The sequence below is a fragment of the Chitinophaga oryziterrae genome, assembly GCF_009758125.1.
In the GTDB taxonomy this organism is placed as follows: domain Bacteria; phylum Bacteroidota; class Bacteroidia; order Chitinophagales; family Chitinophagaceae; genus Chitinophaga; species Chitinophaga oryziterrae.
In genome coordinates this window covers 233667-247075 of sequence record NZ_WRXO01000003.1, presented here as the reverse complement: position 1 = coordinate 247075, position 13409 = coordinate 233667, and the positions used below count along the sequence as shown (strand labels likewise).

9 protein-coding genes are annotated in these 13409 nt (G+C 43.3%); 7 read left to right on the top strand and 2 right to left on the bottom strand.

Features of this window, described 5'->3' with window-relative positions; genetic code table 11:
• Positions 1 to 37: 37 nt before the first annotated feature.
• The 5 genes from GO495_RS13045 to GO495_RS13025 all read left to right on the top strand — a co-directional run bounded on the left by GO495_RS13045 (position 38) and on the right by GO495_RS13025 (position 4375).
• A complete protein-coding gene (locus tag GO495_RS13045) occupies positions 38 to 769 on the top strand; it encodes an SDR family oxidoreductase (protein WP_157300134.1) in 732 nt (243 codons plus the stop codon).
• A gap of 240 nt (positions 770 to 1009) precedes the next feature.
• A complete protein-coding gene (locus tag GO495_RS13040) occupies positions 1010 to 1915 on the top strand; it encodes a helix-turn-helix domain-containing protein (RefSeq protein WP_157300133.1) in 906 nt (301 codons plus the stop codon).
• Positions 1916 to 2144: 229 nt separating this feature from the next.
• Positions 2145 to 3167, top strand: coding sequence for an NADP-dependent oxidoreductase (locus GO495_RS13035; protein WP_157300132.1), 1023 nt, complete (start codon positions 2145 to 2147; stop codon positions 3165 to 3167).
• A 121-nt stretch (positions 3168 to 3288) separates the two neighbouring features.
• Positions 3289 to 3738, top strand: coding sequence for a nuclear transport factor 2 family protein (locus GO495_RS13030; protein ID WP_157300131.1), 450 nt, complete (start codon positions 3289 to 3291; stop codon positions 3736 to 3738).
• Between the two features lie 100 nt (positions 3739 to 3838).
• Positions 3839 to 4375, top strand: coding sequence for a hypothetical protein (locus GO495_RS13025; protein WP_157300130.1), 537 nt, complete (start codon positions 3839 to 3841; stop codon positions 4373 to 4375).
• Here the strand turns inward: GO495_RS13025 and GO495_RS13020 are convergent.
• Together GO495_RS13020 and GO495_RS13015 are read right to left on the bottom strand one after the other, a co-directional pair.
• Positions 4372 to 5151 (bottom strand): response regulator transcription factor, encoded by a 780-nt coding sequence (locus tag GO495_RS13020; RefSeq protein WP_157300129.1) that lies wholly within the window; start codon positions 5149 to 5151, stop codon positions 4372 to 4374. The two genes, GO495_RS13025 and GO495_RS13020, sit on opposite strands and share 4 nt — an antisense overlap.
• Before the next feature lie 10 nt (positions 5152 to 5161).
• Positions 5162 to 8332 (bottom strand): ligand-binding sensor domain-containing protein, encoded by a 3171-nt coding sequence (locus GO495_RS13015; protein ID WP_157300128.1) that lies wholly within the window; start codon positions 8330 to 8332, stop codon positions 5162 to 5164.
• A gap of 414 nt (positions 8333 to 8746) precedes the next feature.
• Between GO495_RS13015 and GO495_RS13010 the strand changes: the two genes are divergently transcribed.
• On the top strand, positions 8747 to 11803 hold the full coding sequence (locus GO495_RS13010) for a SusC/RagA family TonB-linked outer membrane protein (RefSeq protein ID WP_157300127.1): 3057 nt from the start codon (positions 8747 to 8749) through the stop codon (positions 11801 to 11803).
• 21 nt (positions 11804 to 11824) lie between these two features.
• Complete coding sequence (locus tag GO495_RS13005; RefSeq protein WP_157300126.1) at positions 11825 to 13375, top strand: RagB/SusD family nutrient uptake outer membrane protein; 1551 nt, start codon at positions 11825 to 11827, stop codon at positions 13373 to 13375.
• Positions 13376 to 13409 lie beyond the last annotated feature (34 nt).

Below are 13409 nucleotides of genomic sequence, written 5' to 3'. Positions count from 1 at the left end.
TCTTTCGCGGACTACTTTTGTTAAAATAGTTAATAAAATGAAGTCAGCATTAGTAACAGGAGCTAATAAAGGCATTGGTTTTGAGGTAGCGAAACGACTCGCCCAAAACGGATTCTTTGTTTATTTAGGCTGCCGTAGTCTGGAAAACGGTTTATCAGCAGCGGAAAAACTCAAAGCAGAAGGGATCAGCAACGTTGAAGTCGTACAACTGGACGTCACCAATCAGGAATCGGTCATTGCTGCCCGCACAATAATTGGCAAAAAAACAACGGTGCTGGATGTGCTGGTCAACAACGCTGGTATATCTGGTGAGGTCCCACAATCGGCACTCGATTCAACGGTTGATCAATTTAAAGCCGTGTATGAAACCAATCTGTTCGGTGTTGTCAGGGTTACGCAGATGTTTATCGATTTGCTGAAAAAATCATCAGCACCGCGTATTGTGAATGTGAGCACCACCATGGCTTCGCTCGGACTAGCCGCAGACCTGAACAATAGCAATTATCCCACCAGGTATGTAATGTATCAATCGTCCAAGTCGGCATTGAATATGTACACAATCAATCTTGCTTACGAGCTTCGTGATACCCCATTCAAAGTCAACGCGGTTTGTCCCGGCTGGACTCAAACCGATTTCACCAATCATCAAGGCACAAGTACAGTGGAAGAGGCTGGACAACGTATTATTAAGTATGCGCTGATAGGCCAGGATGGGCCAACAGGAAAATTCTTCGGTGAAGAATACTTTCCGGAAAATTGTCCCTGGTAAAACCGCTTTATAATTCAAGGTAGTCCAAAAAGCCCGCAGATATTTGCATCTGCGGGCTTTTTCATGCCCCACCTATTCTATCTTTTGGGGGCCACCTACAGTAATTAACAGTCTGCCGGAGATTCAGGCTACACTTTTTACAATATAGGCTAATTTTTACTTGCTGTCTTTGCTGACCTTTGTATTGTGGATGTACGAGACGTCCAAGTGTACAGGATTTATCATAACTTAGTCTAAGCCATGAAAGCAATACCTTCACCCATCGTTTATAAGAGTATCTCTGAGTTGATGCGGGATATGGATATGCCTGAACCGCTGCATCCTCTGGTCACGTTGGTTAACTATGATATAAAGGGGACCAGCCGTAGAAACGTCGAGCGCAGATTCCTGATCGATTTCTATAAAGTTTCTTTTAAGAAAGATTTCAGAGGCCAGGTAAAATATGGACAAGGCTATTATGACTTTGAGGGAGGCGGCCTCGCTTTTCTAGCGCCAAATCAACTCGTCAAAATGTCCGTTGAAGAAGGCTGCTATGAGGGTTACACCATATATTTTCATGCGGACCTGATCCGGAATTATCAGTTGGGAAAGAACATTCATCAGTATGGTTTCTTCACTTATGCAGTGAACGAAGCATTGTTCCTTTCAGACAAAGAGAAAAAAGTAATTGCCGGCTTGTTTGAAAACATTGCTGCCGAGTTGGATAATAATATTGATGCCTTTAGCCAGGATGTGCTGGTTTCCCAGATCGAATTGTTGCTTAATTATAGTAATCGTTTTTATAACCGGCAATTCCTTACCCGCAAAGCAATTCATCATGACCTGATCAGTCAAATGGATACCTACCTGGCAGGTCGTTTTGCAGACCAGTTGGATGGCATACCCACAGTTCCTGAAGTGGCGAAACATCTTCAGGTCTCATCAAGATATCTGACAGATATGCTCAGGTCATTAACGGGGCAAAGTGCACAGCAGCATATTCATGACCGGTTAATTGAGAAGGCTAAAGAGAGCTTAAGCACCACCCGGCTAACTATTGCCGAAATCGCTTACCAACTGGGTTTTGAGCATCCACAGTCTTTTAACAAACTATTTAAGCGCCACACCAATCTTTCACCGAACGTTTTCCGGAAGTCTTTTAATTGACCGTTAAAACGGAAAGTGTGCTTCTTCATTGCAAAAAGTACAACACCGACCAATTAAAATGAATATTCTATTTAGTCATTACTCCTGAATCCAGGAATAATGACCTATATCCTCCATCTCTATTCATCGCAGATCTGATGAAGTTTTAAGAAAAAAATATGCAGGGCTACCAATGAAGCAGCCTATCGTGGCGCTATGCACCTGCCTGATTAAAAAAAAAGCACAATAAATGAAACAAATTGAAAGTACATCAATGATGAAGGCGATCCGGCTGCACGAGTTTGGTGGCCCGGAAGTATTACGTTACGAGGAGGCGCCGCTTCCAGCGCTGAAACCAGGTGAGGTGCTCGTTCGCGTTCACGCCGTAGGTATCAATCCTCCCGACTGGTACCTGCGCGACGGGTATAAGATGCTTCCTTCAGAGTGGAGGCCGCCAGTGCCCTTACCCGCCATTCCGGGGACGGACGTGTCGGGCGTTGTTGAGGCTCTTGCCGGGGATGTGCAGGACTTCTCTGTTGGAGATGAGGTCTTTGGCATGATTCGCTTTCCCAGCTTCGGAGAAAGCGCTGCTTATGCAGCGTATGTAGCAGCACCAGCGTCAGACCTGGCGCACAAACCTGCCGGCATCGATCATGTACACGCCGCGGGGGCGCCGATGGCAGGTCTTACTGCATGGCAGTTCCTGATCGAACTGGGCCACGATGTACAGAACCCCCTTCAACCGGAGATGCATCGCCCCGTGCCGCTCAACGGCAAGACGGTGCTCATCAATGGCGCAGCGGGCGGCGTGGGGCACTTCGCGGTGCAGCTGGCTAAGTGGAAAGGTGCACATGTCATCGCGGTAGCATCGGGTGTCCATGAGTCGTTCCTGCGCGAGCTCGGCGCCGACGAATTCATCGACTATAAAAAGACCCCTCCTGAGGACGTCGCGCATGATGTTGATCTCGTCCTCGATACCCTTGGCGGACCGGCTACCGGTCGTTTTTTGCGCACGCTCAAGCGTGGTGGCGCTTTGTTCCCTGTGTTCTTAGGCTTCTCCCACGCCGAGGAAGCCGCAAAGTTGGGTATCATGGTCTCAATGACCCAAGTGCGCTCGAACGGCCCTCAGCTCGCGGAATTCGGGCGCTTGCTCGATGCCGGGACGGTTCGCGTCGCTATCGACAACACGTTTCCACTTGCCGATGCCCAAAGGGCGCACGAACGAGCCGCCCGTGGCCATATCCAGGGCAAGATCGTGCTCACGGTCGCGTGAGAACGAAAGTACGCTCCTCTGTGGGCGTATTCCTTCTCTTCACGAGTGTAGAAATTGATAAAGGGTGGTCAAAATTGACCACCCTATTATTGATACTTTAATTATCTGCAAAAGTACAAACATGAACATTAAAGCATTAGAGGATATTACTTCTCTCAAAGAACTAGTTGATATGATCTCCATTCTGGCAGATAAGAAAGATGTGCATACCCAGGCGCAGCTGTTTTCTGAAAATGCAACGTCTGAAACTTTTGTCGGAGATACGGCAATTTTAAAACTAAAAGGCCGAAAAGAAATGGAAGAAGCGTTTAGAGATTTTCTTAAAGACTTTGACACCGTTTACCATTTAAATGGCCAGCAAACAGTGACCATAAATGGCGATAACGCCACGGGAACGTCTTATTGTCTGGTTACACTGATCGGTACCGAGAACGGTAAAAAAATGAAGACTACCATCGGGGTTATTTACCACGACGATTTCGTCCGCGAGAATAACCGCTGGCTGATTGCCAGGAGAATAGGGAATTTCGACTGGCAGGAAAAGCGAGAAGTAAATCACATTGATTATTAAATACTTATAAAAACAACTGTCGTCAGATTCAATCCTGGCTATTCTATATATTGTGATTATGTTAGCACTTTAATAAAAAAGGATGCTTATCTTTATTGACATGATACGGACAATCCTTTTTGCCGCTATTTTAATGTCAGGTCTGGCTGTAAAGGCACAGACAACTTCATCTTTCGGAGCTATGAATGGCACGCAATCTGCGTTCAAACACCCCCAACAGCTAAACGACACCAGCAATATCCATAAGAAATGGTTTGTTACAAAATATGCTGGCGTTTCCTCTGGCTTTGTAGCATTTAAAGGAGGAAGTAGTTCTTTCCTGTCAGTACCTTTGGCATTGCAGGTTAACCGTCAATTGACCAATAACCTGTACGCCTTCGGAAGCGTGTCGATAGCACCTTATATTTTCCGTTACAACAGCGTTCCTTATCAACCTGCGATTAGCAAGAACAATAGCCTGATGCAGACTAACAACTTTACCACCTATTCGGATGCCAAAATAGGCCTAATGTATATCAACAATGAAAAAACATTCTCCATTTCCGGTAGCATTGGCGTAAGCAGAGGCAGCTACAATAGCTATTCTCCCTTTTATACCCCGGTATATACTCCTGTGTCAGGAAATACTCAATATTAAAACCCGGCATTCCTGTCTGCCTGTTTCATGCTTTGATAATCTGAAGGAGTCATTCCGAACTGCTTGAGAAAGTTCCTTCCAAAGTTGGTTTGAGAATGATACCCCACCATGTCGGCTACTTCATAAATTTTAAATGTGCCCTGCACCAATAATTCTGCTGCTTTTTTTAACCGGGTAACATTTACCAGTTCATTGGGTGTAAGGTCAGAGATGGATTTGATTTTCCGGTAAAGTGTGGGTCTGCTCATATTCATAAGCTTTGCCAGTTTTTCTATATCGAGGTCTTCATCCTCCAGATTGCTATAAATAACTTCAGTTAATTTCTCAAGAAAAAACTCATCCGCCTTTGAGTAAGCAATGGTGTTAATATGAACAAGGGGAAAATGCGCGAAATATTTCTTTAGTTTTGATCTGTTGGCCAGCAGGCTGGCTATCTGAGCCTGCAGATATTCGGTAGAAAATGGTTTGTCTATATAAGCATCGGCCCCCAGTTCCAGACCTTCAATTTTTGACTGCAATGTATTCTTAGCCGTTAGTAATATAACAGGAATATGGCTGTAGTCGAAAGTTGCTTTTATTTTCTTACATAATTCAAATCCGTTCATTACCGGCATCATTACATCGCTGATAACCAGTTGCACAGGTTCCTTCATTAATATAGTCAAAGCCTCCTGGCCATTTTGTGCCTTCAGTATCGTATATTTTTCACTCAGCTCATCACCAAGGAAAGCCAGGATATCTTCATTATCGTCTACTAATAACAGCAAGGGATTCATAAATCTGAATTTATTTTTTTCCGGGATGTAAATTAAATTCTATGGCCTGATGAATTGGAATGGTCAATGAGAAAACATTCAATCCCATTTCTGTTTCTTTCAGTAATAATGTTCCCTGATGTAATCCCGTCAGTGAGCGGGAAAGTGCCAGTCCTATTCCGGTCCCTTTTTGCATTTCTGTTTCTTTTAAACGAAAAAATGGTTCAAATATCTTCTCTTTCATTTCACCAGGAATAATATATCCATCGTTTTTAATTTCGATGGTGAAATATTTTTGCTGTTCCGTGAATGGCAACAGGCAAACAACTGCATGATTACAGGCATATTTAACAACATTCCCGAAAAGGTTACTCAGAATTTTATGAAACGCTTCTATATCCACGTATGCAAATAAAGGCGTTGATGGCAGCTCAAGGGTAAAAGACAAATTCTTTTGTTCGGCCAGTGGTTTAAAGCTGCTATACATTTCTTCTATCAGCTCTGTTATATTGGCTTTTACGAAATTGAGAGAGAAGCCGTTGAGTTCTGTTTGCCGGAAATCAAGCAACTGATTGGTGAGATTAATTAACCTGCTGGTGTTACGATCCATAATGGCAAGACTGTCTTTGATTTCAGGCATGTCACCTGCCTTTCTGATCACTTTTTCGAGTGGCCCCTTTATTAAAGTAAGAGGGGTTTTTATTTCATGCGCAACATTTGTGAAGAACTCAATCTTTGCTTTAAATACTTCTTTTTCTTTAGCAATCTCAAATAGATCAATTTTCCGCTTATTCTTTATTTCTGTCCTTTTATGATAGTCTTGTATAATATACCAGATAATAGCAGCGATCATGATGGCATAAAGGGAATAAGCCCACCAGCTTCGCCACCACGGTGGCAGTATCTCGATAGTAAGCGACGTTTCCCGGGGAGACCATACACCATCACTGTTAGAGGCCTTCACTTTAAAAATATAGGTTCCTGGCGCCAGTTCTGTAAAATAGGCTTTGCGGTTGGTTTTCAGAAAGGTCCAGTTTTTATCAAGACCTTCCATTTTATAGGCATATTCAGGTATTTCGGGAGCCGTATAGCTTAGTATTGCAAAATCAATACTGAAGGTAGACTGCTTGTGATTGAGTGTGATTTTATCGGTACTGGTAATGGATCTTTTCAGCGGAGATCCTTTCAGCGCAATTGGCAGCTCTTTATTATGCACCTGGAAGCCTGTTATATAAACCGGGCATATAAACGTGTTTTTAATAAATTCATCGGGGTTAAAGCTGATAAATCCTTTGCCACTGCCAAAATACATGTTACCTGCTGCATCTTTATAGGCGGAATTGAAATTGAACTGATCACTCAGCAGACCATTTGCTTTTGTATAAATTTTTACACTTTCTTTTTGAGGATTAAAGCAGACCAATCCTTTGGATGTGCTGATCCATAAGTTAGCCTGTTTATCTTCCAGTATACTAAGTATAAAGTTGCTGGGGAAACCATTTGCAATTGTGTAGCAGGTAAAATTATTATCAGGGCGGTTAAATTTGCATAAGCCCCCTTCTGTAGCGAACCAGAGATCACCCCTACTGTCTTCATAAATACTGTTTATCCTGTCGCTCCTTATGCCGTGTGCATTTTTCTCTTCATACCTGAAATTGCCGCTTTGTCCTGTTTGCGTGTTATAATAGTTAATGCCATTCCCATAAGTACCCGCCCAGATAATGCCATATTCATCTTTCAGCAGAGAGGAATACCAGTTGTTGAGCGGGAGGCCGGGAACCAGCGTGAAGTCATTTTTACCCGGATCGTATTGATACGCACCTCTTGTGGTCCCTAACATAATTTGCCCACCGGGTGGCTGATAGAGGCAATAAATGAAATTGCTTTTAAGGGACGACATTCCCGATTTCATGTTATACCTGCGGATGACCTTACCGGATTTAATATTTAAAACGTCCAGTCCATGTTCAAATGTACCTATCCAAAGTTCATCGTCTTTCAACAGAAGGCCGTGGATGTTGGTGTAGGAAATACTTGCAGCAGAACCCCCGGGCTGAAAGTGTGTAAACGTTTGTGTTGTTGTATTGAGTTTATTCAATCCCGCATCTTCAGTGCCTATCCACAGATTGTTGTATTTGTCTTCATGTATTTCCCTTACAACATTACCGCTTAATGAATTCTCCCCTACCTTGGGAAAATACTTTTTGAAGGGAGTATATTGTTTCGGATAATAATTAACGCCTCCAAAATAGGTACCAGCCCATATGCCCCCTTCTTTATCCCTGCAGAAAGTATAGACCGCGTTGTCCGATATGGAATAGGGATCGTTATACATTTTGTGCAGATTGATTGCCTTTCCGGATGTCATGTTATAAATGAAGATACCTGATTCTGTAGCTATCCAATATTCCTGCTCTCCGGTTTGAATAAAATTGCGAACGAATATTTCTGTCTGGTCCTGGTTGTAAGTAAGAATATCTGTATAGGTACCTGTAGTAATGTTAAAGCGTTTCACACCCTGATTGGAGGTCCCGACCAGGATACTGCCATCCTGTGTGTTATAGATCTTTTCTATCCATTTAGACACGGCCCGTTTTGAATGAAGGAATACATCATAACTGCTGAATGTATTAGAGAGCGGATCGTATTTTTTTAACAATCCATTAGTGGTAGCTACCCACAGATTACCATCAGCAGCAAGACATAAGGAGCTGGCCTCAAAAAACGTATCCGCATTATAATATTGCAGTTTTTTATTAGCGGACGTATATTGAAAGAGAGAAAAGCCGGAAACAAACCACAGGTTCCCCTTGCTATCGGCCTGGATTGCCCTTATCTGGCCCTTTGGAGCTGCCTGCAGAGGTCTGAAGCTTTCGGATAATGTTTCATATTGGTAAAGTCCGTTTTCTGTTCCTACCCACAGCGTACCATTGGGATCTTCATATAATGTATGGATAAAATTATTCCCGATGCTGGTGGAATCGTCCGGATTATTGCGAAATATTTTAAATGAGTATCCGTCAAAGCGGTTAAGTCCGTCTTTAGTCCCAAACCACATAAAGCCTCTTTTGTCCTGAAGGCTGCAGATCACAGCGTTATTAGACAGGCCATTCTCAACCTGGTAGTGCCGGAAATAGTACAATTGCCCCGAAATGTTTCCAGCATAGAGAACAATCAGACAAACAAGCAGGAGCGTTTTCATCCGAGAAACTTATCTTTTTTAATAGCTTATATGAACATCCGCCGCAATGTTCAATCCTGTTTAACGATGGAATTTTACTTAATTATATTACTGCATTGTTCCCTGTTAGTTGTTTCATAACGTATAATTAAAGAGCAGATCGCTATCTAAAGTTAAGACATAATAGCGATCCGGTTGGCATTGGTCTTTTATAAAATGAGATTATTTGCAGAAGTTTTGATACAGTTTATCGAAGGTTTAAAGACTATTAGTCGCAACTTCATGCTAATATTTTCAGATTGCTTGACTGAACAAAGGGAGAAACACCAATAAATGTGACCATCACACTTATAAAATTAACCAAAATCAATATTCCCTGCAAGCTTTCCGGAATAATAAATGAGATTTTTTTGAATTATAATTAATACCACGTTTATGAAACTGATCAGCATTTTGCTTAAGCAAAGCGTATTGCCGATGCTTACCTGTACACTATTATTATCCTTTGGCCGGCAGGCATTTTCGCAAGAAACAATTAAGAAAAAATTCCGGGGAACAATTACAAATTCGCAGAATATCCCTCTTGAAGGGGTGACTGTAAGCATAAAAGAAGGCGCCGGCACCATTACCGATGCTTCCGGTTCCTTTACGGTTGAAGGAAATGAGGGGACCAGCATAACTTTAAGCAGTGTTGGTTATGAAAGCAAGGTGGTAGTGCTGAAAGGCAATAATCCATTGAAAATAAGGCTTGAGCAGGCCTATAAAAACCTGAATGACGTAATCGTTGTAGGTTATGGAACCGTAAAGAAAAAGGACCTGACTGGTTCAGTGGCTGTTGTGAATGTAGGCGACGCAAAGAAAAATGTATCTTATGATGTAGCCAAAATGTTACAGGGACAGGCTGCCGGTATCAGCGTACACGGATCCGGCGAGCCCGGCGGCTATGTACAGATAAAGATACGCGGTACCACAACTTTTGGTAATAACAGCCCATTGTTCGTGATTGATGGAGTGCCGGTGGATGCACCATATGACTTTTCCCCGAACGATATCGAATCCATACAGGTGTTGAAAGACGCCTCAGCCGCCGCTATATACGGTTCCCGCGCAGCAACAGGCGTCATCATTATCACTACGAAAAAAGGGAAGCAGGGACCGGTAAGGGTGAATTTCAGCAGTTATTACGGCACACAGGAAATAGCCAAGAAAATACCGGTTACCGACAGGCTGGGATACCAGAAAATAGTATCAGCGGCTGAGTTAAATGCAGGCCTGACCCTGGCACCGGCCAACGACCCGACAAACCCATCTTTTGTATCTTCCATCAATACAGACTGGCAAAATGAAGCGCTAAAAAAAGGGGTGATACAAGACCATAACGTGAATTTATCCGGCGGCTCTGAATATGTGAGCTACAATGCTTCATTAGGTTATTTCAACCAGACAGGCACGCAAACCGGCCCACAAAAATACGACCGTTATACTTTAAACAGCAGCGTTCAGGGAAAGAAAGGCCGTTTCAGTTTTGGTATTAAAACAGCCTACACACAATCCCATAAAGGCAACTATGGAGCAACCAACGGACATGCTGTTTTTGGCGGTACTGTCACCAGTATGCTTACGGCCATCCCCACTATGCCGGTATATGATGCCACCCGTTTAGGCGGATATGGCGGTAGCGATCAGGTAAAGAACCGGGCTATTTCCGCGAATGTGGTTGGTCTTAATAACCTTGTAAATGATTATAGCGACAGGAACAGGATGCTCGCCAACGCATGGGGAGAACTGGAAATAGTTAAGAATCTGAAGTATAAGCTGAATGTGAGCTTCGACAGAACGGACTATAAGAATTTCCATTACGAGCCCAAGTTTGACATGGGGTACTATTATCTTAATAATTTGTATTACATGTACCAGCAATACGGCCATGCGAATACCAGTCTGATCGAGAATACACTTACTTACCAGTTGCAGGCCGGAAAACATAAGATCGATTTCCTGGGTGGTATGACGTACCAGGAAGATAAAAATGAATGGATGTCTGCCACAGCAACGGACACCACCGATCTGAACTTTAAAACTTTTGGCGCCGTTGCAAATGCAAACGCCAAAGGAGTAACAAGCTGGCAGGGAACAGCAACCATGTTTTCTTTATTAGGCCGGGCTAATTATAACTATGACGATCGCTACCTCCTTACCTTTAATTTTAGAAGAGACGGTTCATCCAAATTCAGCCCATATAACCGGTATGGTAATTTTGCCGGCTTTGCGGCAGCATGGAACATTACGAATGAAAAGATCTTTCATCTGCCTGCTTTTATCAGCAGCCTGAAATTAAGAGGAGGATATGGCATGCTGGGTAATCAGACTGCCCTGGGTTATTATGATTACCAATCCTACATTAACAACGCTACAAACTATTTGTTTAATAATTCGCTTGCAACGGGAGCTACGACTGTTTCTGTGGCAGATCCTTCTCTGAAATGGGAGTCAACCACAACATCCAATGTGGCCATTGACATGGGCATATTACAGGAGAAACTGACATTTACGGTTGAATATTTTAACCGTGTATCAAAAGATATTATTACCGCTATCCCTATCCCCTATTCTGTAGGTTCTTTTCCTCAGACGCTTACTACCAATGCCGCGTCATTGAAGAATACCGGTATGGAATTTACTGTTAACTACCGGAACAATGCAGGTGCTTTTAATTATAACATCAGCGCCAATGCCTATACCTTAAAGAACAAAGTGTTAAAGCTGGGCGGGACTAACAACCCTGTTTATGGTGCAGGCAGCAAAACAGAAGTAGGCAGGGAAGTTGGAGAGTTATACGGCTTTGTAACAGAAGGGCTGTTTCAAAATGCCAGCGAGATCACCAAGCACGCCACCCAGAATCAGTCGGGGGGCATAGCACCCGGTGATGTGAAATATAAAGACAACACCGGAGATGGCGCCATTACGGATGCCGACAGGGCTTATCTTGGATCAACCATTCCCAAGTTCTATTACGGATTAAATTTTTCGGCTTCCTATAAGAACTTTGATCTCTCTTTCTTCTGGCAGGGCAACGCAGGCAATAAAGTATACAACGGGGTTTATGCAGCATTAATGGCCGGACAGTATGGCAACAGTCATGTGGATGAATTGCGTTTCTGGACAGCGTCCAATACCAATACAAATGTACCCAGACCGCTCATTAACGATATTAACAACGGGAAATTCTCTGACCGGTTTGTAGAAAGCGGCTCCTATGTGAAATTACAGAATGCACAGATTGGTTATAGTATCCCGGACTCCAAACTGACCAGGACCAAAGTGATCAGGAGTTTCCGCATGTATGTCTCTGGTCTGAATCTGTTGACCATCTCAAAATATAAAGGCTACGATCCTGACTTCATCAGCGATGGATTATTCAATCGCGGATATGATTACGGTTCATTCCCCAACCCCAGAACAGTGATGGTTGGTGTACAGTTAGGTCTTTAATCTTTAAAAAACAGTATTATTATGAAACGCTATATACTTATAATTTCCGCTGCCAGCTTATTAGCTGCAGGCTGTAATAAAAAATTAGATCAGGTAAACCCTAATGCACAAACGTCTGCCTCTTTCTGGAAAACCAGCGCTGACGCAGTGCAGGGAGTAAATGCTGCATATGCACCGATGTTGCTTGATGGCGCCTATATGCGTTTTACACCTGTATTATTAGATGTTCGAGGAGATGACATACGGAGTAACAGTCCATGGACAGCCATTTCCGGCGTAGGAAAATTCGCGTTGGGCACGAGTGATGCTTCCGGTTATGGATGGGCCTTTGACGAATACTATGAAGGAGTGTACCGTTGTAACCAGGTATTAGATAATGTACCCGGTATAGCTATGGATGCTGATTTAAAAAACAGGGTACTGGGACAGGCCTATTTTTTAAGAGGATTGTACTTCTTTCATTTAGTGAACCTCTTTGGTAATGTGGCACTACCCATTTCATCCCCCAAGTCTTCTTCAGATTTTTTCTCTCCCCAAACCACAGAAGCACAGGGCTGGAAACAGGTAATAGCGGATTTTAAGGCCGCTGCGGACCTTCTGCCTGCAACTTATACAAATGTAAGCGGAGCTGATGCCAACCAGCTTGGAAGAGCCACAAAAGGGGCAGCAATGGGCTATCTTGGAAAAGCCTACCTGTTCAATAAAATGTATACGGAAGCAGCAGCGCAATTTAAAGCGGTGATCGATTTGGGCGTGTACGGCCTGATGCCTAACTATAAGGACAATTTTACAGAGAGCAAAGAGAACAATATAGAATCCGTTTTTGAAGTTCAATTTTCCACCACTGTAGGCGGAACAGATCTGGGATGGCAGGGAATACCCACTTCTACATGGGCCAAGACATCTGCCAGGGCAATCACATTTGGCGCCCCTAATTTCGGATGGACAGATGTGCAGCCTACACTGTCTGCATTCAACGAATTCCAACTGGAGAAAACAACAGATGGACAGGTAGATCCCCGACTGGATGCTACCATGTTTTATAACAAGCCAGGTGAAATGATCTACGGACAATCATTTGCGCTGGTGTATGCCAATAGCTCCTATCTGAACGACGTCTTTTGCAGGAAATACGAAAATGGGGACGGCAATAAAGCAAATGAATATGACTGGAAATCCGGGATCAATGAGCGGCTTATGCGTTATTCGGATGTACTGCTAATGTATGCAGAATCACTGAATGAACTGAATCAGACCTCAGTGGCCGCACCTTATATTCAAAAAGTAAGGACCCGGGCCAACCTCCCGGATATAACAGCTACACTGGCAGCCATGACACAACAACAAATGCGTGATCAACTGGCACATGAGCGTTTACTGGAATTCTGCCTGGAAGGGCACCGGTTCGATGATATCCGCCGTTGGGGATGGTTACAGGATGCCACAAAACTTGAAATGTTAAAGACAAGGGATCCCGAGTTCAATAATTATCAGGCAGGGAAAGAATTATATCCCATACCACAAGGGGAAATAGATAATAATCCCGGATTCAAACAAAACGCCAATTATTAAGAAAAGCCGTGCACTGCTGATTTTTTGCAACGAA